The organism is Enterobacter sp. 200527-13, from assembly GCF_027924865.1.
Taxonomy (GTDB): domain Bacteria; phylum Pseudomonadota; class Gammaproteobacteria; order Enterobacterales; family Enterobacteriaceae; genus Enterobacter; species Enterobacter ludwigii.
In genome coordinates this window covers 543603-568094 of the sequence record NZ_BSCM01000002.1, presented here as the reverse complement: position 1 = coordinate 568094, position 24492 = coordinate 543603, and the positions used below count along the sequence as shown (strand labels likewise).

Here is a 24492-nt window from a genome sequence, read left to right as displayed (position 1 = left end):
TCTGAGATGTGGCTTAACGAGGAAAAGACGAATGTGCGGTATTGTCGGTATCGCCGGTTTCATGCCGGTAAACCAGTCGATTTATGACGCGTTAACGGTGCTTCAGCACCGTGGGCAGGATGCTGCGGGTATCATCACCATTGATGCAAACAACTGCTTCCGTTTACGTAAGGCGAATGGTCTGGTAAATGATGTGTTTGAAGCCCGCCATATGCAGCGTCTGCAAGGTAATATGGGGATCGGTCACGTTCGTTATCCTACTGCTGGCAGTTCCAGCGCCTCTGAGGCTCAGCCTTTCTACGTCAACTCACCGTATGGCATCACGCTTGCCCACAATGGCAACCTGACCAACGCGCACGAGCTGCGTAAGAAGTTGTTCGAAGAGAAACGTCGCCACATTAACACCACCTCTGATTCTGAAATTCTGCTCAATATCTTTGCCAGCGAGCTGGATAACTTCCGTCACTACCCGCTGGAAGCAGACAACATTTTTGCCGCCGTTGCCGCGACTAACCGCCAGATCCGTGGTGCGTATGCCTGCGTGGCGATGATTATCGGCCACGGGATGGTTGCCTTCCGCGATCCAAACGGCATCCGCCCGCTGGTACTCGGTAAGCGCGATCTCGGTGATGGTCGTACCGAATACATGGTTGCCTCTGAAAGCGTGGCGCTGGATACCCTGGGCTTCGAGTTCCTGCGTGATGTTGCGCCTGGCGAAGCGGTCTATATCACTGAGAAGGGCCAGCTGTTCACCCGCCAGTGTGCTGACAACCCGGTGAGCAATCCGTGCCTGTTTGAATATGTTTACTTCGCCCGTCCGGACTCGTTTATCGACAAGATTTCCGTTTACAGCGCGCGCGTGAACATGGGGACAAAACTTGGCGAGAAGATTGCCCGCGAGTGGGACGATCTGGATATCGACGTCGTTATTCCTATTCCGGAAACGTCCTGCGATATCGCTCTGGAAATCGCCCGCATTCTGGACAAGCCATACCGTCAGGGGTTTGTGAAAAACCGCTACGTTGGTCGTACCTTTATCATGCCGGGTCAGCAGCTGCGCCGTAAGTCCGTGCGTCGTAAACTGAACGCAAACCGCGCTGAGTTCCGCGATAAAAACGTCCTGCTGGTGGATGACTCCATCGTTCGCGGCACCACCTCAGAACAGATTATTGAGATGGCGCGCGAAGCGGGTGCGAAGAAAGTGTATCTGGCCTCAGCCGCACCGGAAATTCGTTTCCCGAACGTGTACGGCATCGATATGCCAACCGCCAACGAGCTGATCGCTCACGGTCGTGAAGTGGACGAAATTCGTCAGATCATCGGTGCCGACGGCCTGATTTTCCAGGATCTGAACGATCTTATCGACGCAGTACGCGCTGAGAACCCGGATATTCAGCAGTTCGAATGCTCCGTGTTTAATGGCGTCTACGTGACGAAAGACGTTGACCAGCAGTACCTCGACTACCTTGATTCGCTGCGCAACGACGATGCGAAGGCCGTCCAGCTGCAAAACGATCTCGAAAGTTTAGAGATGCACAACGAAGGTTGATGTCTGTGCAAGTGAGGGCATTTGCCCTCACTTGCAACTCCCCGCAAAATCCTGCACAGTCTGCCCTGAAATCAGTTAGGGCGAAAATCATGAAACGACTCATTGTTGGGCTCAGTGGTGCCAGTGGCGCGATTTACGGCGTACGTCTGTTACAGGTGCTGCGCGACGTGGCAGAAGTGGAAACGCATCTGGTCATGAGCCAGGCGGCACGTCAGACCCTCTCTCTAGAAACCGACCTCTCACTGCGTGATGTCCAGGCGCTGGCGGATGTGGTCCACGATGCCCGCGATATCGCCGCCAGCATCTCCTCTGGCTCGTTTAAAACGGCGGGCATGGTTATCCTGCCTTGTTCCATTAAAACGCTCTCCGCCATTGTAAACAGCTATACCGACACGCTGGTCACCCGCGCCGCGGACGTGGTGCTGAAGGAGCGACGTCCTCTGGTTCTCTGCGTGCGGGAAACGCCGCTGCATCTGGGACATCTGCGTTTAATGACTCAGGCTGCTGAACTCGGCGCGGTGATCATGCCACCGGTACCGGCGTTCTATCACCGACCCGTTTCACTGGATGATGTGATTAATCAGACGGTTAACCGCGTTCTCGATCAGTTTGATATCGACCTGCCTGAAGACCTTTTCACCCGCTGGCAGGGTGCCTGAATCTGTGCACTCACAGCGTGCATGAAAAGATAACGTGCCCTGTTTCAGGGCAATTATGCAACGGCGATCATATCCTCGACATTTAATTCGCTTTTTCCCTTTTTCTCTTTCCGGTTCGTTCGGCAGACCTGCTATCTTTCACCATTAAGGCAATATCGCAACGTTTTATTAACATATTTAACGTCGAACTTTTCACCAGACGGCAATGTGGCATAAGACCTGCAAGAGAAGCCTGCAACACAACACACAACACAATACATAATAAAATCACGGTACTTGAGGGTAAATGTATGAAGAAGACGGTTCTGGCTCTGTCTTTGCTGGTGGGGTTAAGTGCGGCAGCAGGTAGCTACGCAGCGCTTCCACAGACAGTTCGTATCGGTACAGACGCAACCTACGCGCCATTCTCTTCCAAGGATGCGAAAGGCGATTTCGTTGGGTTTGATATCGATCTGGGAAATGAAATGTGCAAACGCATTGCGGTGAAATGCACATGGGTGGGCAGCGACTTTGATGCGTTAATCCCGTCGCTGAAAGCCAAGAAAATCGACGCCATTATCTCTTCTCTCTCTATCACCGAAAAACGGCAGCAGGAGATTGCCTTCTCTGACAAGCTTTACGCTGCAGATTCACGTCTGATTGCCGCTAAAGGCTCCCCGATTCAACCCACCATCGACTCGCTGAAAGGCAAGCATGTCGGCGTGCTTCAGGGCTCAACGCAGGAAGGGTTTGCCAATGCGAACTGGCGTGAGAAGGGCGTCGACGTGGTGGCGTACCAGAACCAGGATCTGATCTACTCTGACCTGGCGGCAGGCCGTCTGGATGCGGCATTCCAGGATGAAGTCGCCGCGAGCGAAGGCTTCCTGAAACAGCCAGCGGGCAAAGAGTACGCTTTTGCTGGCCCATCCGTGAAAGACAAAAAGTACTTTGGTGACGGTACGGGTATCGGCCTGCGTAAGGACGATACCGAGCTGAAAGCCGCCTTCGACAAAGCGTTTGCTGAGCTGCGTAAAGACGGTACCTACGACAAACTGGCGAAGAAATACTTCGACTTCAACGTCTACGGTGACTAATACCTGACGACAATGCACTGCTGAGGTGCATTGTCGGGCGGGATGATCCAATATGGTGCAATTAATGCACTGTATTGGATCGCTGTGTGCATACTTACGCATTTATAATGCAAAAAATCCCGGCTCAAAGGCATTATTCTTTGCCTGACGGAGGGGATTGATGGCACATTAGCACCACCCCGTCGTCGTAAAAATCCCGTATGTAGACAGTTTGTTGAGGACAGATATGAAAAAACTAGTATTGTCACTTTCTCTGGTGCTGGCCTTTTCCAGCGCCACCGCGGCATTCGCAGCAATTCCGCAGAAAATTCGAATCGGTACCGATCCTACCTATGCACCGTTCGAATCGAAGAATTCTAAAGGTGAATTGGTTGGTTTTGACATCGATCTGGCCAACGAACTGTGCAAACGCATCAAAGCGCAGTGTACCTACGTTGAGAACCCACTGGACGCGCTGATCCCGTCGCTGAAAGCGAAAAAAATCGACGTGATTATGTCCTCGCTCTCCATCACTGAAAAACGCCAGCAGGAGATTGCTTTCACGGACAAACTCTACGCGGCAGATTCACGTCTGGTTGTCGCCAAATCTTCCGACATTCAGCCCACTCTCGAGTCGCTGAAAGGCAAACGCGTGGGCGTGCTGCAGGGGACCACTCAGGAAACCTACGGTAACGAACACTGGGCACCGAAAGGGATTGAAATCGTCTCTTATCAGGGCCAGGAAAATATCTACGCTGACCTGACGGCAGGCCGCATTGACGCGGCATTCCAGGATGAAGTCGCGGCGAGCGAAGGCTTCCTGAAGCAGCCGGTCGGCAAAGACTATAAGTTTGGCGGTCCATCCATCAAGGATGTGAAGTTGTTTGGTGTAGGCACCGGTATGGGCCTGCGCAAGGAAGACAACGAACTGCGTGAAGCGCTGAACAAAGCGTTTGCCGAAATGCGCGCTGACGGCACGTACGAGAAAATTGCGAAAAAATACTTCGATTTTAATGTTTACGGCGGCTAATCGCCCCGTCAAATAACGTGCAGCCCCTCCCACTGTGGGAGGGGAAAAGACACGGTTCCACCACTCACGATACGACAGGGCTCGCGGTATGCTGTACGGATTTTCTGGCGTTATTTTACAGGGCGCGCTTGTCACCCTTGAGCTGGCTCTCAGCTCCGTGGTGCTGGCGGTGCTGATAGGTCTGGCGGGCGCAGGGGCGAAGCTTTCGGCTAACAAGCCGCTGGCGCTGATTTTTGAAGGCTATACGACGCTGATTCGCGGTGTTCCCGATCTGGTGCTGATGCTTCTGATCTTTTACGGTCTGCAGATTGCGCTTAACAGCGTGACGGACGCAATGGGTATGGGACAAATCGATATCGACCCGATGGTGGCCGGTATTATTACGCTCGGTTTTATCTACGGGGCCTACTTCACCGAAACCTTCCGCGGCGCGTATATGGCTGTGCCGAAAGGCCACATTGAAGCGGCAACCGCATTCGGTTTCACCTCCTCACAGACGTTTCGTCGAATCATGTTCCCGGCCATGATGCGCTATGCGCTTCCAGGTATCGGTAACAACTGGCAGGTTATTCTTAAGGCAACCGCGCTGGTCTCTCTGCTTGGCCTGGAAGATGTGGTGAAAGCGACCCAGCTTGCCGGCAAAAGCACCTGGGAGCCGTTCTACTTTGCGGTGGTATGTGGCGTAATCTATCTGGTCTTTACGACCGCCTCCAATGGTGTGCTGCTTCTGCTCGAACGTCGCTACTCCGTGGGTGTGAAGAGGGCTGATCTGTGATTGAGATTATTCAGGAATACTGGAAATCGCTGCTGTGGACAGATGGCTATCGCTTCACCGGCGTCGCCATTACGCTCTGGCTTCTGATCTCCTCCGTGGTGATGGGCGGCATTCTGGCGGTATTTCTCGCCATTGGTCGTGTGTCGAACAATAAATTTATCCAGTTCCCAATCTGGCTGTTTACCTATGTGTTTCGCGGTACGCCGCTGTACGTGCAACTGCTGGTGTTCTATTCGGGGATGTACACGCTTGAGATCGTAAAAGGCACTGAAATGCTCAATGCGTTCTTCCGCAGCGGTCTGAATTGTACGGTGCTGGCATTGACGCTCAATACCTGCGCCTATACCACCGAGATTTTCGCAGGGGCGATTCGCTCTGTCCCGTACGGTGAAATTGAAGCGGCGCGTGCGTACGGCTTCTCCTCCGTGAAGCTTTACCGTTGCATCATTCTGCCGTCGGCGCTGCGTATTGCGTTACCGGCGTACAGTAACGAAGTAATTCTGATGCTGCATTCCACGGCGCTGGCCTTTACCGCCACGGTGCCGGACTTACTGAAGATTGCCCGGGATATTAACTCGGCAACCTATCAGCCGTTTACCGCATTCGGTATTGCGGCAGTGCTTTATTTGATAATTTCATACGTCCTGATTAGCCTGTTCCGTAAGGCAGAAAAACGCTGGTTGCAGCATATAAAACCTTCTTCGACGCACTGAGAATGATGATGGCTGAGAACAAATTAAACGTTATTGATCTGCACAAACGCTATGGCGAACATGAAGTGCTGAAAGGGGTGTCGCTGCAGGCAAACGCGGGCGATGTCATCAGTATTATCGGCTCATCCGGCTCCGGTAAAAGTACTTTCCTGCGCTGCATTAACTTCCTCGAAAAACCGAGCGAAGGCTCAATTGTGGTGAGCGGGCAGAACATCAATCTGGTGCGTGACAAAGACGGCCAGCTGAAGGTGGCGGATAAAAATCAGCTACGTCTGTTGCGTACGCGCCTGACGATGGTTTTCCAGCATTTTAATCTCTGGAGCCATATGACGGTGCTGGAGAACGTAATGGAAGCGCCAATCCAGGTGCTGGGTCTCAGCAAACAGGACGCCCGCGACCGTGCGGTGAAATACCTGGCGAAAGTGGGTATTGATGAGCGCCAGCAGATGAAGTATCCGGTACATCTGTCCGGCGGGCAGCAGCAGCGTGTATCCATTGCCCGCGCGCTGGCGATGGAGCCGGAAGTCTTGCTGTTCGACGAACCGACCTCCGCGCTGGACCCGGAACTCGTTGGCGAAGTGCTGCGCATCATGCAGAAGCTCGCCGAAGAGGGCAAAACGATGGTGGTGGTGACGCACGAGATGGGCTTTGCCCGGAACGTCTCTAACCACGTCATCTTCCTGCATCAGGGGAAAATCGAAGAGCAGGGGCATCCCGATGAGGTGTTAGCGAACCCGCAAAGCCCGCGTTTGCAGCAGTTCCTGAAGGGGTCTTTGAAGTAGGTTTTGCCTTTCCCCTCTCCCTGTGGGAGAGGGCCGGAGTGTGGGCATCAGACCGCACCACACTCCAGTCGATACACCCAGTCGTCATACCGCACACCGTTAATCTCATACGCTTTTTCCAGCACCTGCGTGCGCACAAAACCCGCTTTCTCCAGTACCCGGACTGACCCGCCGTTGTCTGCCAGCACATATGCGTTAATCGCCTTTACGCCCGTCTGGTTAAATGCATAGTCACACACCGCGCGCAGTGCCTCACTGGCGATGCCCTGGCCCTGCGCGGCAGGCACGACCGTATAGCCGATATCCGCCTCTTCACGATTTTCAGCGCTGATTTGCAGGCCGATATCGCCCAGCGGGGTCTCTTCATCGCGTAAGCGGATAACGAACACATGCGCTGCCGTCAGACGTGCGGCAAACAGGCGTCGGGTCTCTTTTTCCGGGGCGATAGCGGCCATATACTGCATGATGGCGCGATCCTCGCGCAGGGCACGGAAAAAAGGCCAGTCAGTGGGTTCGAAGGGCGTGAGGTGGAGCCGGGGAGTGGTAATGGTTGCCATAGATATGCCATTTCGTCGGAACATGGCATATCACTGTAACATTATCTCACCACATCCCCCAGCGCCTCTTCTAAGTCATACCAGCGGAACGCAAACCCGGCCGCTTCCAGCCGTTTTGGCAGGGCCCGTTGCCCGCCTAACACCAGCACGGATGCTTCACCCATCATCAGGCGGATCACCGTAGCAGGCACGCGCAAAATCGCCGGGCGATGCAGGGCATGTCCGAGAGCATGGGCAAACTGTTCATTTCGTACCGGGTAGGGCGCAACCATATTAAACGGCCCGCGCAGATCGTTATCCAGCAGCCAGAGAATACCGTTGACCATATCGTCGATATGGATCCACGCCAGATACTGACGGCCATTGCCGATTGGCCCGCCAAGACCGAGCCTGAAAGGGGGGAGCATCTTCGCCAGAATGCCGCCTTTCGGGGCAAGGACCACACCGGTGCGTAGCAGGCAGACGCGGGTATGATCGCTTTGCGCAGCACAGGCGATACGCTCCCACTGGGCGCAAAGTTTATGGGTGAACTCGTTGTGCGGCGGCTCTTCTTCCGTTACCACCACCTCGCCGAGATCGCCGTAATACCCTACGGCAGAACCCGAAATGAGAACCGACGGCGGGGTATGACTGTTGCGGATAAGCTCAACCAGCTTCTCGGTAAGGGTCCACCGGCTGCTGCACAGGAGCTGTTTTTGTTCTTCCGTCCAGCGCTTATCGGCGATCGGTTCGCCTGCCAGGTTGATGACGGCGTCAAACCCGTCCAGATTCTGCTGCTCGGCCAGATTTCTCCAGATGTCGATACCTGCGCCCAGCACCTGGCGCGCTTTCTCTGGACTGCGCGTCACCACGGTGATGTCGTGATGCAACGCCTGCAGACGCGCAATGAGATGGCGACCAATCAGGCCGGTACCGCCGGTCAGCAAAATCTTCATACAACCTCCAGGGTTACGCCTGGCGTTGCCAGCTTAACGTCATCGAGACGGAATCGGCGTAACGCAGGGCGTGAAGTTTATCAATCTCTACTTCAGCATAAGTGACCCAGTGATGATCGCGTGCGATGTCGAGCACATCCTGAGTTAATTTTTCCAGTAAAGAGAAGCGGTTGTTTTCCACGTACTGGATGATTTTTTTGGTTATCGTGCGGTAGTTCAGCGCATCATTAATATCTTCGCTGGCCCGCGCTTTCTCAGCCGGGTAGTGGATAACCACATTAATCACGATATCCTGACGGTTGGCGATCTCTTCCTCTTTGATTCCGATGAAGGTGCGTAGGCGTAAATTTTTTATACGAATAATAGCGTCATGCTGTGACATTGCAGGTCTTCTCCGTGTCAGAATTTCCTTCACATAATACATGAGAGCCTCTCCGGCACACACCAGCCACCGGCTTAAATTTGCTGGATTTTTTGCATGGCGCGTTCGGTGGCCGGACGCGTGCGGATTCGTTCAAACCAGTTGTTCACCGCCGGGTAAGACGCCAGGTCAATGCGGTGCTTTTCATGGGTATTCACCCAGGGCCAGCAGGCAATGTCGGCGATGCTGTAATGATCCCCACCGAGCCACGGTGCTTTCTCCAGCCGACGGTTCAGAACGCCGTATAACCGCTGGGTTTCCACCTGATAGCGTTCGATAGCATAAGGAATCGGCTGCGGTGCGTAGGCGGTAAAATGGTGGTTTTGTCCGAGCATCGGCCCCAGACCGCTCGTCTGCCAGAAAAGCCACTGCAGCGTGTGGTGACGCTCGCGCAACTCTCCGCTCAGCAATTTGCCAGTCTTCTCTGCCAGATAGAGCAATATTTCTCCGGATTCAAACAGGCTCAACGGCTTGCCCCCATCGGCAGGATGGTTATCAATAATGGCCGGGATTTTATTGTTTGGCGATATAGCCAGAAAGAGAGGACTGAACTGATCGCCTTTGCTGATATCCACGCGAATGATCCTGTAATCCAGTTCGGCTTCCTCAAGAAAGAGGGTGATCTTATGGCCGTTCGGGGTAGGGGCATAATAAAGGTCGATCATTCTCAACTCCTGTCAGTGAAAATAGTGACGCCATGAAAAATGAGTATAGGTGGTTGTTGTAAATCGTGAGTTTTCATCAAGTGACAGCGAGGCAAAGAGATTATATGTTGAATGAAAACCGATCAGCCGATGAGGATGTTATGAACCAGCCCGTAATCACGTTATGGTCCGATGCAGATTTCTTTTCTCCCTATGTTCTGAGCGCGTACGTGGCGCTGGCCGAAAAAGGACTGTCATTTACGCTAAAGACGGTGGATCTGGGCGGCGGTGAACATCTGAAACCCCAGTGGCAGGGCTACGCCCTGACCCGTCGCGTACCGGTGCTGGACATTGATGGCTTCGCGCTGAGTGAATCGTCGGCGATCGATGAGTATCTGGAAGATCGGTTCGCACCACCTGAGTGGGAGCGCATCTACCCTCACGATCTGCAAAAACGTGCCCGCGCACGTCAGATCCAGGCGTGGCTGCGCAGCGATCTGGTGCCGATTCGCGTGGAACGCTCCACGGATGTGGTGTTTGCCGGGGTGAAAAAACCGGCGCTGAGTAAAGACGGTGCGGCCAGTGCCCAAAAACTGATCGATACCGCGACTTCTCTGCTGGCTCATGGTAATCCGAATTTATTCGGCGAGTGGTGTATTGCCGATACCGATCTGGCGCTGATGCTGAACCGTCTGATCCTCAATGGGGATGAGGTGCCTCAGCTGCTGGTGGATTATGCTGCGTTTCAGTGGCAGCGCGCCTCAGTGCAGCGCTATGTGGCACTCTCCGCTAAGCGGGCGGGCTGATATAGCCTGACGCTTCAGGTATGATAGGGCAGTCTGATTTCCAGGGAGTGACTGATGAAACTGATGTTTGCGTCTGATATCCATGGTTCGCTGCCCGCGACCGAGCGTGTTCTTTCTCTGTTTGCTCAAAGCGGAGCGCAATGGCTGGTGATTCTGGGGGATGTGTTAAATCATGGTCCGCGCAATGCGCTGCCGGAAGGCTATGCACCGGCGCAGGTAGCGGAAAAACTCAACCAGTATGCTTCGCGCATTATCGCCGTTCGCGGTAACTGCGACAGTGAAGTGGACCAGATGCTGCTGGATTTTCCCATCACTGCCCCCTGGCAACAGGTGCTGATGGAAAATAGCCGTCTGTTCCTGACCCATGGTCATCTTTTTAGCCCGGAAAATCTCCCGGCACTGGCGGCTGGCGATGTCCTGGTTTACGGTCATACTCATATTCCGGTGGCAGAAAAACGCGGCGAGATGTATCACTTTAACCCCGGTTCGGTCAGCATACCGAAAGGTGGAAATCCAGCAAGCTATGGCATGCTCGATGAGAATACGTTAAGCGTAATCGCACTTAATGATCAGCAAGTTATTGCGCAAATAGCGATTAATCCGTAAGTTACACCTCAACTGCAAACGCGCCGAAAGAGCGCTTAGACGAGAAGGTTTCCCGATGGTGGAGCAGAGTCATTTGGCAAGTACAGAGTGGGTTGACATTGTCAACGAAGAGAATGAAGTGATCGCGCAGGCCAGCCGCGAACAAATGCGCGCGGAGCGTCTGCGTCACCGTGCGACATACATCGTTGTGCATGACGGGATGGGCAAAATTCTGGTCCAGCGCCGCACGGACACCAAAGATTTTCTCCCTGGTATGCTGGATGCAACTGCAGGCGGCGTTGTTCAGGCGGATGAAGTTCTGCTGGACTCCGCGCGTCGTGAAGCGGAAGAAGAGTTAGGGATTGCCGGCGTGCCGTTTGCCGAGCATGGTCAGTTCTATTTCGAGGACGAGCATTGCCGCGTCTGGGGCGGGCTGTTTAGCTGCGTTTCCCATGGCCCGTTCGCCCTGCAGGAAGAAGAAGTGAGCGAAGTGAACTGGATGACGCCGGAAGAAATTACCGCGCGTTGCGACGAGTTCACCCCGGATTCGTTAAAAGCGCTGGCGCTGTGGATGACCCGCAACGCTAAAAACGAATCCACGAAAGCGGAAAAAGAGGAAGAGGCGGAGTAAGCCTCAACAGCTCTCCCGCAAACACAGGCTGGACGCGATGGGTTTATGGTCGCGCCAGTCTCCATCATTCAGACGTTCCAGTAACGCGCGTCCCGCTTCAATCCCAATCTTACGATGTGGCACTGCCATGGTCGTCAGCGGTGGCTGACAGACCCGGCTGACGTCGCTATCGCCAAAACCCACCACGGCCAGATCGTCCGGTACTTTTATACGCCGACGCTGGCATTCATAAAGTGCCCCGCAGGCCAGTTCATCCGACACGCACACCAGTGCATCCAGCTCTGGCCACGCCAGCAGGAACTCCGGCAGTTGCGCCGCACCCGTGGAAAAACTCGGTGGCATGGCGGCGTTAATCACCCGGTTTGGTGACATATGGTGGCGAAGCATCGCTTTGTACCAGCCCTGTAAATGCTGCTGGAAAATCCACTGCTCCTGGTTAGCGCACAGCAGGCCAATATTCTGGTAGCCGCGCTTAATAACCATCTCCGTCAGTTCGTACATCGCCGCGACGTTATCAATCCCGATATTCATATCAATAGGATCGGCGCGCATGGCCCCCATCTCCATGACCGGAATGGACGCGTTTTTCAGCCAGTGGCGGACAGTATCGGAGTGTTCAACACTGAGCAAAATCGCAGCGGCAATGTTCGACGCCAGCAGCGTCTCCAGCAATTTTTCTTCCTGCTCGAGTCGATGCTGTGATTCGGCCAGCATGATCTGGTAGCCGGCAGGCTGCAGCACCTGCTGAAGCCCGGCGAACATCTCCGAGCAACCGGATTCGGAGAGATTAGGAACGACCATCGCAATCGTCCATGACGATGCCGAGGCCAGCGCGCTGGCAGCGAGATTAGGCATGTAACCCAATTCCTGTACAGCGGCTTCTATTTTTTCTCGCAGTTTATCGGAAACCTGTTCAGGCGTGCGGAGTGCACGGGACACGGTCATCGTGCCCACCCCGGCAAGCTGTGCGACATCGGCGAGTGTCACTTTACCGGTACTGCGCCGTTTTCGGGTTAGAGACATACACCTTCCTGCTGACCAGACGCGTTTTTATTATCATCCTTCGTTTCACGTGAAACGCAGTATACGCCTTAAATCCCTTTTTTTGCTGTGAATTCACACCATGATTACAATTTGATAGCGCTATCACACTTCTGAATGTTAGCGATTGGTAGCGCTATCTTTGTGATCCCGATCGCAGTCAATAAGGGATGTGTTGAATAAAGTTTGCTCATCTTTTGCATTGTGGCGGGACGGAGAAATGCTGAAAAAGTGGATATATGATACAACCATCACGCTGCAGGAGAGCGTGGAAAGCTGGCCGCAGGCGCTGGAAATATGTGCGAAACCGTTGCTGGATCTGCAGGTGATTGGCCCGGAATACGTGACGGCCATCGTTGAGCAGCATCATGCATTAGGACCTTATTATGTGCTGGCACCAGGGCTGGCCATGCCGCATGCGCGGCCGGAAGAGGGGGCCAAAGGATTAGGCCTCTCATTATTAAAACTGAAAAAGGGAGTCTCTTTTGGTGCCGGTGAGTTCGATCCCGTGGATGTTATTATTATGCTCGCGGCGCCGGATAAACACAGCCACATCGACATGATCTCTGCCCTCGCTGAATTATTTTCCAGCGACGACGATATGGCTGAATTGCATCAGGCGAATACCCTGGAGGACATTAAAACGATTATTGACCGCTTCTGATTTAATTCTCTCATCCGATTTATCACAACATTACGCTTAGCGTGATGGGGCGTGCTCTACTCAAAAAAAAGGGGACAACAATGAAAATTATGGCTATTTGCGGTTCAGGCCTGGGCAGTAGTTTTATGGTCGAAATGAATATTAAAAAGGTGCTCAAGAAGCTGGCCATTGACGCCGACGTTGAACACTCCGATCTCTCCTCGGCAACGCCGGGTGCCGCCGATCTTTTCGTGATGGCGAAGGACATTGCCGCCAGCGCCAGCGTGCCGGAAAGCCAGCTGGTGGTGATCAACAACATCATTGATATCAACGAACTCGAAGCGCAGCTCCGCGCCTGGTTCGACAGACAATAATCCTGATAAGGCGAGGTGGATATGTTTATCCTTGAAACGCTGAATTTCGTTGTTGATATATTAAAAGTCCCGTCGGTGCTGGTGGGCTTAATAGCCTTAATTGGCCTGGTCGCTCAAAAGAAATCTTTTTCTGATGTGGTGAAAGGGACCATTAAAACCATACTCGGTTTTATTGTGCTTGGCGGCGGGGCCACGGTGCTGGTTGGGTCATTAAATCCGTTAGGCGGAATGTTTGAACACGCCTTTAATATTCAGGGAATTATTCCCAATAACGAGGCAATTGTTTCCATTGCGCTGGAGAAATACGGTGCCTCTACCGCGCTGATTATGGCATTCGGTATGGTGGCAAATATCATTGTCGCCCGCTTTACGCGTCTGAAGTATATCTTCCTGACCGGGCATCACACCTTCTACATGGCATGCATGATTGGGGTCATCCTCACCGTGGCGGGCTTTGAGGGCGTTGGTCTGGTCTTTACCGGGTCGCTGATCCTCGGTCTGGTAATGGCCTTCTTCCCGGCGCTGGCGCAGCGTTACATGAAGCGCATTACCGGCAACGATGACATTGCTTTTGGTCACTTCGGTACCCTGGGCTATGTTCTCTCCGGCTGGATTGGCAGCAAGTTCGGCAAAGGCTCTCGCTCGACTGAAGAGATGAACCTGCCGAAGAACCTGAGCTTCCTGCGCGACAGCTCTATCTCCATCTCGCTGACCATGATGATCATCTACCTGATCATGGCGGTGAGCGCCGGGCGTGACTACGTTGAGGCGACCTTTAGCGGCGGTCAGAACTACCTGGTCTATGCCATCATCATGGCCATCACGTTCGCCGCGGGGGTGTTCATCATCCTGCAGGGTGTGCGCCTGATTCTGGCGGAAATCGTCCCGGCCTTTACCGGCTTTTCTGAAAAACTGGTGCCGAATGCACGTCCGGCTCTGGACTGCCCGGTTGTCTATCCGTATGCGCCAAATGCGGTGCTGATTGGCTTCCTGTTTAGCTTCCTTGGTGGGCTGGTGGGGCTGTTTATCTGTGGGCAATTCAGCTGGGTGCTGATTCTGCCTGGTGTGGTGCCGCACTTCTTCACCGGCGCCACCGCGGGCGTGTTTGGTAACGCCACCGGGGGGCGTCGTGGAGCGATGATTGGTGCGTTTGCCAACGGCCTGCTGATCACCTTCCTGCCGGTTCTGCTGCTGCCGGTGCTGGGGGCAATTGGATTTGCCAATACCACGTTCTCGGACGCTGACTTTGGCGCTGCCGGGATCGTGCTGGGTAACCTGGCGCGCTTCCTGTCGCCGCTTGCCATCACCGGCCTTGTTGTGGCGTTGTTCGCACTGCTGGTGGCGTACAACGTGTTCGCTAAAAACAAATCTGCGGGCGATAACGCGCAGGAAAACACCGGAGCCAAATCATGAATGAGAATGAGATAACCCATCTGGCGCGTCAGATCCGCCTTGAAACGCTGAAAATGCTGACCCAGCTGGGCTTTGGTCACTACGGCGGCAGTATGTCGGTTGTTGAAACCCTGGCCGTGTTGTACGGCGCAGTGATGAAAATTGACCCGGCCGACCCGGACTGGCCAGAGCGTGACTACTTTGTCTTGTCAAAAGGACATGCTGGTCCGGCGCTGTACAGCACCCTGGCGATCAAAGGTTATTTCCCGATGGAAGAGCTGAGCACGCTGAACCAGAACGGTACGCGTCTGCCGAGCCATCCGGACCGGCTAAAAACGCGCGGCGTGGATGCCACCACCGGCTCGCTGGGGCAGGGGATTTCCATCGCCGGTGGAATGGCGCTGTCGCATAAGCTGGCGGGACGCCCCAACCGGGTTTTCTGTATCGTCGGCGACGGCGAGCTGAACGAAGGGCAGTGCTGGGAAGCGTTCCAGTTTATTGCACACCATCGCCTGAATAACCTGACAGTATTCGTTGACTGGAACAAACAGCAGCTTGATGGCGAACTCGACGACATTATCTGTGCGTTCGATCTGGAAGGAAAATTCCGTGCCTTCGGATTTGACGTGGTGACGGTGAAAGGAGATGACATTCCGGCACTGCTGGAGGTGACATCGCTGGTTCCGGCGGCGGATGCTCGCCCGCTGGTGGTGATCCTCGACAGTATCAAAGGGCAGGGCGTGCCGTATCTGGAGCAACTGAGTAACTCGCACCATCTGCGATTAACCGCCGAGAGCAAGGCGGCCCTCAACGAGACGATTCGCCAACTGGAGGCTTCACATGATTAAGGTTGCACCTGCAGGTCAGAAAGACGCCGTTGAGATGCGTAAAGTCTACGCGGGGTTTGTGGCACAGCAGATTGAAGCCGGGAGCGACATTATCGCCCTCGAGGCGGATCTGATGAGTTCAATGGCGATGGATGGCGTGGCGCGTGATTATCCGCAGCATGTGATTAACTGCGGCATCATGGAAGCGAACGTTATGGGGACGGCGGCGGGGCTGTCGCTGACCGGACGCAAGCCGTTCGTGCATACCTTTACCGCCTTCGCCAGCCGTCGCTGTTTCGACCAGTTGTTTATGTCCCTGGACTACCAGCGTAACAATGTGAAGGTCATTGCTTCAGATGCCGGCGTGACGGCCTGTCATAACGGCGGCACGCATATGTCGTTTGAAGATATGGGCATCGTGCGGGGGCTGGCCCATTCGGTGGTGCTGGAGGTAACGGATGCGGTGATGTTTGAAGATGTACTGCGCCAGCTTATTGACCTCGAAGGTTTCTACTGGGTGCGTACCATCCGTAAGCAGGCCCCGAGCGTGTATGCGCCGGGTTCGACATTTACGCTTGGCAAGGGCAACGTACTGCGCGAAGGCAGTGACATCACCCTGATTGCCAACGGCATTATGGTGGCGGAAGCGCTTGAAGCGGCGCGTCAGCTCGAACAGGAGGGCGTCAGCGCCGCGGTGATCGACATGTTTACCCTTAAGCCGATTGACCGGATGCTGGTGAAAAACTACGCCGAGAAAACCGGACGTATCGTGACCTGCGAAAACCACAGCATTCATAACGGGCTGGGATCGGCAGTGGCGGAAGTGCTGGTGGAAACCTGTCCGGTGCCGATGCGTCGGGTGGGCGTGAAGGAGCGTTACGGCCAGGTGGGGACACAGGACTTCCTGCAGAAGGAGTATGGCCTGACGGCACACGACATTGTGTCGGCGGCGAGGGAGTTGTTGTAAATAAAAAAGGCGACCTTCGGGTCGCCTTTTTAGTCAGTAACGTATTACTGCTGTTGTGAAGACTGGATCGCGGTCAGAGCGATGGTGTAGACGATATCGTCAACCAGCGCGCCACGGGACAGGTCGTTCACAGGTTTGCGCATACCCTGCAGCATTGGCCCGATGGAGATCAGGTCTGCAGAACGCTGTACCGCTTTGTAGGTGGTGTTACCGGTGTTCAGATCCGGGAAGATGAACACGGTAGCGCGACCCGCAACCGGTGAGTTCGGTGCTTTGGATTTCGCAACGTCAGCCATAACCGCGGCATCATACTGCAGTGGACCGTCGATCATCAGGTCAGGACGTTTTTCCTGCGCCAGACGCGTCGCTTCACGGACTTTCTCTACATCGCTACCTGCACCAGAAGTACCGGTGGAGTAGGAGAGCATTGCCACGCGAGGTTCAATACCGAAGGCAATCGCGGAATCGGCAGACTGAATAGCAATCTCAGCCAGCTGCTCTGCAGTTGGATCCGGGTTGATCGCACAGTCACCGTAAACGTAAACCTGTTCAGGCAGCAGCATGAAGAACACGGAAGATACCAGAGAACTGCCTGGCGCCGTTTTGATCAGCTGCAGCGGTGGACGGATGGTGTTCGCCGTGGTGTGAACCGCACCGGAAACCAGACCGTCAACTTCGTCCTGCTCCAGCATCAGCGTGCCCAGCACAACGTTGTCTTCAAGCTGCTCACGCGCTACGGCTTCGGTCATGCCCTTGCTCTTACGCAGTTCAACCAGACGTGCAACGTAGCTTTCGCGAACCACTTCCGGGTCGACGATTTCAATGCCTGCACCCAGCTCAACGCCCTGAGAGGCAGCAACGCGGTTAATTTCATCCGGGTTACCCAGCAGCACACAGGTCGCGATGCCGCGCTCTGCACAGATGGCAGCCGCTTTAACGGTACGTGGTTCGTCGCCTTCTGGCAGAACAACACGTTTGCCCGCTTTACGCGCCAGCTCGGTCAGCTGGTAACGGAAGGCCGGAGGAGACAGACGACGGCTGCGCTCGGAGGTCGCCGTCAGGGATTCAATCCAGTCTGCGTTGATGTAGCCCGCCACGTATTCCTGCACTTTCTCGATACGTTCATGGTCATCAACCGGCACTTCCAGGTTGAAGCTCTGCAGGCTCAGAGAGGTCTGCCAGGTGTTGGTGTTCACCATAAAGACTGGCAGGCCAGTGGCGAACGCACGCTCGCACAGCTTGCTTACGCGTGGATCCATCTCGTAAGCACCGGTCAGCAGAATGGCACCGATTTCCACACCGTTCATCGCGGCCAGACACGCAGCAACCAGCACGTCAGGACGGTCAGCGGAGGTCACGAGCAGAGAGCCTGCGCGGAAGTGTTCCAGCATGTGCGGAATGCTACGCGCACAGAAGGTCACAGACTTCACGCGGCGGGTGTTGATGTCGCCTTCGTTAATCACGGTAGCGTTCAGGTGACGCGCCATGTCGATTGCACGGGTAGCAATCAGGTCGAAGCTCCATGGCACCACGCCCAGTACTGGCAGCGGGCTGGAATCCTGAAGAGTCGCCGGATCAACTTTAACCACTTTCGCTTTAGAAGAGTCATCGAAGATTTCGGACAGGTCAGGACGGGTACGACCTTGTTCATCAACCGGTGCGTTCAGTTTGTTAACGATAACGCCGGTGATGTTGGTATTCTTCGCGCCGCCGAAGCTGCTGCGGGTCAGTTCGATACGCTCTTTCAGCTGTTCCTGGTTATCGGTACCCTGGGACATGACGAACACGATTTCCGCATTCAGCGTTTTCGCGATTTCGAAGTTCAGAGACTGAGCGAACTGGTGTTTGCGGGTCGGGACCAGGCCTTCAACCAGCACCACTTCCGCGTCTTGCGTGTTAGCGTGGTAGTTGGCGATGATCTCTTCCATCAGCACGTCTTTCTGGTTGCTGGACAGCAGAGATTCAACGTGGCTCATCTTCAGCGGTTCAGCCGCTGGCAGATTGGAGTTCTTACGCACGATGGTGGTGGTCTGGTCTGGCGCATCGCCACCGGCACGAGGCTGGGCGATAGGCTTAAAGACGCTCAGACGAACGCCTTTGCGTTCCATAGCACGGATAACGCCAAGGCTGACGCTGGTCAGACCGACGCTGGTTCCGGTAGGGATCAGCATAATAGTACGGGACACGGTTTATCCTCTTTCGTTACCGCCGACAGGGGGGCGGGCTACAAAACAGCACCGCCAGCATTGCTGGCGGTGTGGAATCAGGCAGTCAGGCGGTGCGCGTCTTGCGCGATGACCAGCTCTTCGTTAGTTGGGATAACGATAGCCGGACGGGTGCCTTCTTTGTTGATGAAGCCAGACTTGCCGAAGCGGGCAGCCAGGTTACGCTCGTGGTCAACTTCGAAGCCCAGAACGCCCAGTTTACCCAGGGACAGTTCACGAACCATTGCCGCGTTCTCACCGATACCACCGGTGAAGATAACCGCGTCCAGACGACCGTCCATCAGCGCAGTGTAAGAGCCGATGTACTTCGCCAGACGGTGGCAGTAAACGTCCATTGCACGTTTAGCGTCTGCTTTTTCTGCGTAGTTGTCTTCAACATAACGGCAGTCGCTGGTGACTTCGGTCAGACCCAGCAGGCCAGACTCTTTGGTCAGCATTTTGTTGATCTGATCAACGCTCATGCCCAGGGTGTCGTGCAGGTGGAAGATGATCGCCGGGTCGATGTCACCGGAACGGGTACCCATCACCAGACCTTCCAGCGGGGTCAGACCCATGGATGTATCAACACATTTACCGTTGCGGATAGCAGAAACAGAACCACCGTTGCCCAGGTGGCAGGTGATGATGTTAACTTCTTCAACCGGCTTGTTCAGCACTTTAGCGGCTTCCTGAGTCACATAGAAGTGGCTGGTGCCGTGCGCGCCGTAGCGACGAACGCCGTGCTCTTTGTAGAGGCTGTACGGCAGGGCATAGAGGTAAGATTCTTCCGGCATGGTCTGGTGGAACGCAGTGTCGAACACAGCCACGTTTTTGTCTTTCAGCTGCGGGAAGGATTTCAGCGCTTCAGCGATACCGATCAGGTGAGCTGGGTTGTGCAGCGGTGCGAAAGAGGCAGAGTCTTTAATGCCCTGGATAACCGTTTCGTCGATAACGACGGAACGGGTGTATTTTTCGCCGCCGTGGACGATACGGTGACCAATCGCAGTCAGCTGAGCAGACAGTTCTGGTTTTTGTGCCAGAATAGTGTTAACGATAAAGTTCAGCGCTTCACTGTGAGCGGCGCCTGCACCTAAAGCCGCTTCCTGTTTGCTGCCGTCCATCTTCCACTTGATACGTGCTTCAGGCAGATGGAAACATTCGGCCAAACCAGAGAGGTATTCGTCACCGTTGAGCGCATCGATGATGGCGAATTTCAGTGAGGAGCTACCGCAGTTCAGAACCAGTACTAACTTACTCGACATGGAAGTACCTATTATTGATACGTGGCTAAAAAAACGTCAGGGAGTCTAAAAGCGTAACGCATAATGACTCAGACATTTATGATTAACATCATGCCAAACGAACATTGTGGCATGATGGAAGAAATACATATGATTTTATGCCATTTTGAACATTTTTCAGCCAATGGCATAATATGCGATAATTTGACGAGTTAATGGTTCTCGTCTAAGGGCCTATCAGGCTGGCACAGAATACCCGATACGGGGTGCTGATGACAAAATATTTTGAACGTTGTCATAGCCTGTTGTGGTTTTGCACGAAAATTTTAATTTTTATATGTGAAGTTGAGGTACAGCCATGTCGACACCAGAGAACCCGTCCGTGAATTTTTTCAGTCTGTTTCGTCGGGGACAGCATTACGCAAAGACGTGGCCAATGGAAAAGCGCCTTGCGCCCATGTTTATTGAGAACCGCACGATCCGCGCCACGCGCTATGCGATTCGCTTTATGCCACCTGTCGCCATCTTTACGCTCTGCTGGCAAATCGCGCTGGGCGGGCAGCTTGGCCCGGCCGTTGCGACGGCACTTTTCGCGTTAAGTCTGCCGATGCAGGGTCTGTGGTGGTTAGGTAAACGTTCTATCACGCCACTCCCGCCTTCTATTTTACACTGGTTTTATGAAGTTCGCGGGAAACTGGAGGAAGCCGGGCAGGCGCTTGCCCCGGTCGAAGGCAAGCCCGATTACCAGGCGCTTGCTGACACGCTCAAGCGCGCTTTTAAGCAACTCGACAAAACATTCCTCGATGACTTGTGATTGATCATCGAAACGACGAATAAAAGAAGGCACAGTAACTCACCGTTACCGTGTCTTTTTTTTACAGTGCAATGCGCTACAGGAGTCGAAAGATGGAAATGACCCATGCTCAACGTCTGATTTTGTCCAACCAGTACAAAATGATGACTATGCTTGATCCCGATAACGCTGAGCGCTACAGCCGCCTGCAGACAATCGTCGAACGTGGCTTTGGTTTGCAGATGCGTGAACTGGACCGTGAGTTTGGTGAGATGAAAGAAGAAACCTGCCGCACCGTGATCGACATTATGGAGATGTATCACGCCCTGCATGTTTCCTGGACCAATCTCAAAGATCAGCAGTCCATTGACGAACGTCGCGTCACCTTCCTGGGCTTTGATGCCGCAACGGAAGCGCGTTATCTGAGCTATGTGCGTTTTATGGTGAACACGGAAGGGCGCTATACCCATTTTGACGCGGGCACACACGGCTTCAATGCGCAGACCCCAATGTGGGAAAAATATCAGCGCATGCTGAGCGTCTGGCACGCCTGCCCGCGCCAGTACCATTTAAGTAACAATGAGATTCAACAAATTATTAATGCCTGACGGAGGTGCTTGTGCAGTGTAGAGGTTTTCTGTTTGATTTGGACGGTACGCTGGTGGATTCGCTGCCGGTTGTGGAGCGTTCATGGTGCCATTGGGCGGACAGACATGGCATTGACCATCAGGAAGTACTGAATTTTATCCATGGCAAACAGGCCATAACCTCATTGCGGCACTTCTTAGCAGGACGTTCTGAGGAAGAGATTCAGGCGGAGTTCAGCTATCTTGAGCACATTGAAGCCACCGACACGGATGGCATCACAGCGCTGCCGGGGGCGCGTGAACTGCTTGAACATCTGAACGAAGCACAAATCCCGTGGGCGATCGTCACCTCCGGCTCGGTGCCCGTTGCCCATGCCCGCCACAAGGCCGCAGGGTTACCGACGCCCGAAGTGTTTATCACGGCAGAGCGCGTGAAGCGCGGCAAGCCTGAACCGGATGCCTTTTTACTCGGTGCCGAACTGCTTGGCCTGGCACCAGCCGATTGCGTGGTGGTGGAGGATGCGGCAGCAGGCGTCCTGGCGGGGTTGAACGCCGGAAGCCACGTCATCGCCGTTAACGTTCCGGCGGGTTCACCCCGCCTGAACGAGGCGGATCTGGTGCTTAACACGCTGACGGCGATTAACGTTGCGAAGGCACCGGACGGAGTTGTAACCGTCTCGCTTAAAATGTAATCCCATGATATAGCCCCACATTGTTGGGGCTTTTTTATGGCAAAATTTTGTCTCCTCCACTGACAAGGATATGTTGTGAACGGTGAACTGATTTGGGTCCTGAGCCTGCTTTTAATCGCCATCCTTCTCTTTGCCTCAGGCAAGGTGCGCATGGATGCCATCGCCTTGTTTGTCATCGTTGCCTTTGTGCTGAGCGGTACGCTCACGCTGCCGGAGGCTTTCTCCGGATTTAGTGATCCCAACGTTATCCTGATTGCCGCCCTGTTTATTATTGGCGACGGGCTGGTGCGCACCGGCGTGGCGACCATTATGGGGTCGTGGCTGGTCAAGGTGGCCGGCAACAGCGAAACCAAAATGTTGATCTACCTGATGCTGACGGTTGCCGGGCTGGGGGCGTTTATGAGCTCCACGGGCGTCGTCGCCATCTTTATCCCGGTGGTGCTGAGCGTCTCCATGCGGATGCAAACCTCGCCGTCGCGCCTGATGATGCCTCTGAGCTTTGCCGGTCTTATCAGCGGGATGATGACGCTGGTGGCGACCCCACCGAACCTGGTCGTCAACAGTGAGCTAATCCGCGAAGGGTTTGAAGGCTTTAGCTTTTTCAGCGTGACCCCACTTGGACTGGTGATTCTGGTGCTGGGCGTGGTCTACATGCTGTTAACCCGTTTTGCTCTGAAGGGGGAAAAACAGGATAAAAGCAAAGACGGCTGGAAACGACGGACTTTCCGCGATCTGATCAAAGAGTACCGTCTGACCGGGCGGGCGCGCCGTCTGGCTATCCGCCCCGGCTCGCCCCTCATTGGCCAGCGTCTTGACGACCTGAAGCTGCGCGAGCGCTATGGCGCGAACGTGATCGGCGTAGAGCGCTGGCGTCGTTTTCGGCGGGTGATTGTTAACGTCAACGGGGTGTCGGAATTCCGTGCACGCGACGTTTTGCTGATTGATATGTCCACCGCCGATGTCGATTTGCGCGAGTTTTGCAGTGAACAGTTGCTGGAACCCATGGTGCTACGTGGGGAGTATTTTTCAGACCAGGCGCTGGATGTCGGCATGGCCGAAGTGTCGCTGATCCCGGAATCTGAATTACTGGGTAAAACCGTGCGCGAAATCGGCTTCAGGACCCGCTATGGGCTGAATGTGGTGGGTTTAAAGCGTGATGGCGTGGCGATGGAAGGGGCGGTAGTGGATGAGCCTATCCTGCTCGGTGATATCTTCCTGGTCGTCGGCAACTGGAAACTGATCGGTCAGCTTGGGCAGAAAGGCCGCGACTTTGTTGTACTCAATATGCCGGTTGAAGAGAGCGATGCTTCTCCGGCGCACAGCCAGGCACCGCATGCGATTTTTTGCCTGGTGTTGATGGTCGCACTGATGCTGACTGACGAAATTCCAAACCCCATTGCGGCCATTATCGCCTGTCTTCTGATGGGGAAATTCCGCTGTATTGATGCCGAAAGCGCCTACAAAGCCATTCACTGGCCGAGCATCATTCTGATTGTCGGGATGATGCCCTTTGCCCTGGCGTTACAAAAAACCGGTGGGGTGGATTTGATCGTCAAGGGACTCATGGACGCAGGCGGTGGATACGGGCCTTACATGATGCTGGTCTGCCTGTTTATCATGTGCGCCACGATAGGCCTGTTTATCTCCAATACGGCCACGGCCGTCCTGATGGCACCCATTGCACTGGCGATGGCGAAATCAATGGGGGTTTCGCCGTACCCGTTTGCCATGATCGTCGCTATGGCGGCATCTGCAGCGTTTATGACTCCGGTCTCGTCACCGGTCAATACGCTGGTGCTTGGCCCGGGAAATTACAAATTCAGTGATTTTGTGAAGATAGGCGTGCCCTTCACCGTGCTGGTGATGGTGGTGTGCGTGATACTGATTCCCGTACTGTTCCCGTTTTAAACCCTGATGCCGGGTAGCGATGTCGCGACCCGGCATACCGTCAGAGAGGGGAGTCCTGACTGATCTCGTCCAGCGACAAATGGAAGCTCGGCACAAACACCTGCATGAAATAATCCATCTCTTCGCTGCGGCGTGATTCCAGCGTTTTTTCCAGACGCGTTTTCGCCAGCAGAAATTCGTTATTCCCCGCGGACAGCTCTTCCAGACATTTCAGGTAAGCGCATAGCGCATCCGCCTGCTTAACCAGTAACTTTTCCTCTTCCGTGTACTGATGCTCATCAATCAGCGGCTCAAAAATATCGCGCAGTTCGTCCGGCACCATGTCGATCAGTTTCTGCTGAGCAATCTTCTCAATGGCCTTATATTCCTGGGCTATCTGCGAGTTGAAATATTTCACGGGTGTCGGTAAATCCCCGGTCAGCACTTCCGAGGCATCGTGATACATCGCCAGCAGGGCAATACGCTCAGCGTTAACCTGCCCGTTGAATTTCCGGTTTTTAATGGCAGCCAGAGCGTGAGCGACCATCGCAACCTGCAGACTGTGCTCTGACACATTCTCAGTGCGGACATTACGCATCAGCGGCCAGCGGTTGATCAGTTTAAGGCGGGAGAGGTGGGCAAAGAAATGACTCTGACTCATAGGTTACCTTTTGTCTTCACTGCGACAGACTTCATTGTGCGGGG

At 54.3% G+C, this 24492-nt stretch carries 27 protein-coding genes; 19 read left to right on the top strand and 8 right to left on the bottom strand.

The genetic code is table 11. The features are described from left to right. The first annotated feature begins 31 nt into the window (after nt 1-31). The 7 genes from purF (at nt 32) to hisP (ending at nt 6560) form a co-directional block, all read left to right on the top strand. Nucleotides 32-1549 carry an amidophosphoribosyltransferase gene (gene purF / locus QMG44_RS11875; protein WP_014171028.1) on the top strand — a complete coding sequence of 506 codons (1518 nt, stop codon included), beginning with the start codon at nt 32-34 and terminating at the stop codon, nt 1547-1549. An 89-nt stretch (nt 1550-1638) separates the two neighbouring features. Then, complete coding sequence (locus QMG44_RS11870; RefSeq protein WP_086532266.1) at nt 1639-2208, top strand: UbiX family flavin prenyltransferase; 570 nt, start codon at nt 1639-1641, stop codon at nt 2206-2208. 290 nt (nt 2209-2498) lie between these two features. Next, nucleotides 2499-3281, top strand: a complete 783-nt coding sequence (gene argT, locus QMG44_RS11865) for a lysine/arginine/ornithine ABC transporter substrate-binding protein ArgT (protein ID WP_014171026.1) — start codon at nt 2499-2501, stop codon at nt 3279-3281. A 226-nt stretch (nt 3282-3507) separates the two neighbouring features. After that, the gene (hisJ, locus tag QMG44_RS11860) at nt 3508-4290 is read left to right on the top strand and encodes a histidine ABC transporter substrate-binding protein HisJ (protein WP_020883126.1); all 783 of its coding nucleotides are present in this window, start codon (nt 3508-3510) and stop codon (nt 4288-4290) included. An 88-nt stretch (nt 4291-4378) separates the two neighbouring features. Further along, entirely contained in the window at nt 4379-5065 is a 687-nt protein-coding gene (locus QMG44_RS11855; RefSeq protein WP_020883127.1) for a histidine ABC transporter permease HisQ, read from the top strand. Further along, nucleotides 5062-5778 carry an ABC transporter permease gene (locus QMG44_RS11850; RefSeq protein WP_008502590.1) on the top strand — a complete coding sequence of 239 codons (717 nt, stop codon included), beginning with the start codon at nt 5062-5064 and terminating at the stop codon, nt 5776-5778. The genes QMG44_RS11855 and QMG44_RS11850 overlap by 4 nt, the downstream gene beginning before the upstream one ends. Nucleotides 5779-5786: 8 nt before the next feature. Further along, a complete protein-coding gene (gene hisP, locus QMG44_RS11845) occupies nt 5787-6560 on the top strand; it encodes a histidine ABC transporter ATP-binding protein HisP (RefSeq protein WP_020883129.1) in 774 nt (257 codons plus the stop codon). 47 nt (nt 6561-6607) lie between these two features. Here hisP and QMG44_RS11840 read toward each other — a convergent pair whose 3' ends face one another. From QMG44_RS11840 to yfcG, 4 genes are all read right to left on the bottom strand, one after another. After that, nucleotides 6608-7117 (bottom strand): GNAT family N-acetyltransferase, encoded by a 510-nt coding sequence (locus tag QMG44_RS11840; protein WP_032678617.1) that lies wholly within the window; start codon nt 7115-7117, stop codon nt 6608-6610. A gap of 41 nt (nt 7118-7158) precedes the next feature. Beyond that, a complete protein-coding gene (locus tag QMG44_RS11835) occupies nt 7159-8052 on the bottom strand; it encodes a TIGR01777 family oxidoreductase (RefSeq protein ID WP_014171021.1) in 894 nt (297 codons plus the stop codon). A gap of 13 nt (nt 8053-8065) precedes the next feature. Next, entirely contained in the window at nt 8066-8434 is a 369-nt protein-coding gene (gene folX, locus QMG44_RS11830; RefSeq protein ID WP_020883131.1) for a dihydroneopterin triphosphate 2'-epimerase, read from the bottom strand. A gap of 74 nt (nt 8435-8508) precedes the next feature. Continuing rightward, entirely contained in the window at nt 8509-9138 is a 630-nt protein-coding gene (gene yfcG / locus QMG44_RS11825; protein WP_020883132.1) for a GSH-dependent disulfide bond oxidoreductase, read from the bottom strand. 140 nt (nt 9139-9278) lie between these two features. Between yfcG and yfcF the strand changes: the two genes are divergently transcribed. Genes yfcF through yfcD form a run of 3 tightly spaced genes read left to right on the top strand, consistent with a single transcriptional unit; the run spans nt 9279 to nt 11139 of the window. Then, nucleotides 9279-9923 carry a glutathione transferase gene (yfcF, locus tag QMG44_RS11820; protein ID WP_032681959.1) on the top strand — a complete coding sequence of 215 codons (645 nt, stop codon included), beginning with the start codon at nt 9279-9281 and terminating at the stop codon, nt 9921-9923. 54 nt (nt 9924-9977) lie between these two features. Beyond that, complete coding sequence (yfcE, locus tag QMG44_RS11815; protein ID WP_014171017.1) at nt 9978-10529, top strand: phosphodiesterase; 552 nt, start codon at nt 9978-9980, stop codon at nt 10527-10529. A gap of 55 nt (nt 10530-10584) precedes the next feature. Then, the gene (gene yfcD / locus QMG44_RS11810) at nt 10585-11139 is read left to right on the top strand and encodes an NUDIX hydrolase YfcD (RefSeq protein WP_014171016.1); all 555 of its coding nucleotides are present in this window, start codon (nt 10585-10587) and stop codon (nt 11137-11139) included. Between the two features lie 3 nt (nt 11140-11142). Here yfcD and QMG44_RS11805 read toward each other — a convergent pair whose 3' ends face one another. Beyond that, a complete protein-coding gene (locus QMG44_RS11805; RefSeq protein WP_014171015.1) occupies nt 11143-12162 on the bottom strand; it encodes a LacI family DNA-binding transcriptional regulator in 1020 nt (339 codons plus the stop codon). 238 nt (nt 12163-12400) lie between these two features. On the opposite strand from QMG44_RS11805, the gene QMG44_RS11800 reads away from it, so the two are divergent. From QMG44_RS11800 to QMG44_RS11780, 5 genes are all read left to right on the top strand, one after another. Next, the gene (locus QMG44_RS11800; protein WP_047356573.1) at nt 12401-12844 is read left to right on the top strand and encodes a PTS sugar transporter subunit IIA; all 444 of its coding nucleotides are present in this window, start codon (nt 12401-12403) and stop codon (nt 12842-12844) included. 80 nt (nt 12845-12924) lie between these two features. After that, complete coding sequence (locus tag QMG44_RS11795; protein ID WP_014171013.1) at nt 12925-13197, top strand: PTS sugar transporter subunit IIB; 273 nt, start codon at nt 12925-12927, stop codon at nt 13195-13197. 21 nt (nt 13198-13218) lie between these two features. Next, on the top strand, nt 13219-14610 hold the full coding sequence (locus QMG44_RS11790; protein ID WP_281853083.1) for a PTS ascorbate transporter subunit IIC: 1392 nt from the start codon (nt 13219-13221) through the stop codon (nt 14608-14610). Continuing rightward, nucleotides 14607-15437, top strand: coding sequence for a transketolase (locus tag QMG44_RS11785; RefSeq protein WP_014171011.1), 831 nt, complete (start codon nt 14607-14609; stop codon nt 15435-15437). Before QMG44_RS11790 ends, QMG44_RS11785 begins: the two co-directional genes overlap by 4 nt. Beyond that, nucleotides 15430-16383 (top strand): transketolase family protein, encoded by a 954-nt coding sequence (locus QMG44_RS11780; RefSeq protein ID WP_025203581.1) that lies wholly within the window; start codon nt 15430-15432, stop codon nt 16381-16383. Before QMG44_RS11785 ends, QMG44_RS11780 begins: the two co-directional genes overlap by 8 nt. A 44-nt stretch (nt 16384-16427) precedes the next feature. Here the strand turns inward: QMG44_RS11780 and pta are convergent, their stop codons facing one another. After that, the gene (pta, locus tag QMG44_RS11775; RefSeq protein ID WP_014171009.1) at nt 16428-18569 is read right to left on the bottom strand and encodes a phosphate acetyltransferase; all 2142 of its coding nucleotides are present in this window, start codon (nt 18567-18569) and stop codon (nt 16428-16430) included. A 77-nt stretch (nt 18570-18646) separates the two neighbouring features. Further along, entirely contained in the window at nt 18647-19849 is a 1203-nt protein-coding gene (gene ackA, locus QMG44_RS11770; RefSeq protein ID WP_014171008.1) for an acetate kinase, read from the bottom strand. Nucleotides 19850-20186: 337 nt separating this feature from the next. On the opposite strand from ackA, the gene yfbV reads away from it, so the two are divergent. The 4 genes from yfbV (at nt 20187) to QMG44_RS11750 (ending at nt 23808) form a co-directional block, all read left to right on the top strand. Continuing rightward, nucleotides 20187-20642: a terminus macrodomain insulation protein YfbV gene (gene yfbV / locus QMG44_RS11765; protein ID WP_008502875.1), complete on the top strand. Its 456-nt coding sequence runs from the start codon at nt 20187-20189 to the stop codon at nt 20640-20642. A 92-nt stretch (nt 20643-20734) separates the two neighbouring features. Then, a complete protein-coding gene (locus QMG44_RS11760) occupies nt 20735-21229 on the top strand; it encodes a YfbU family protein (RefSeq protein WP_020883140.1) in 495 nt (164 codons plus the stop codon). 11 nt (nt 21230-21240) lie between these two features. Continuing rightward, a complete protein-coding gene (locus tag QMG44_RS11755) occupies nt 21241-21900 on the top strand; it encodes a sugar phosphatase (protein ID WP_047356572.1) in 660 nt (219 codons plus the stop codon). Between the two features lie 75 nt (nt 21901-21975). Then, the gene (locus QMG44_RS11750) at nt 21976-23808 is read left to right on the top strand and encodes an SLC13 family permease (protein ID WP_014171004.1); all 1833 of its coding nucleotides are present in this window, start codon (nt 21976-21978) and stop codon (nt 23806-23808) included. A gap of 40 nt (nt 23809-23848) precedes the next feature. Here QMG44_RS11750 and yfbR read toward each other — a convergent pair whose 3' ends face one another. Beyond that, entirely contained in the window at nt 23849-24448 is a 600-nt protein-coding gene (gene yfbR, locus QMG44_RS11745) for a 5'-deoxynucleotidase (protein WP_014171003.1), read from the bottom strand. Nucleotides 24449-24492: the final 44 nt, after the last annotated feature.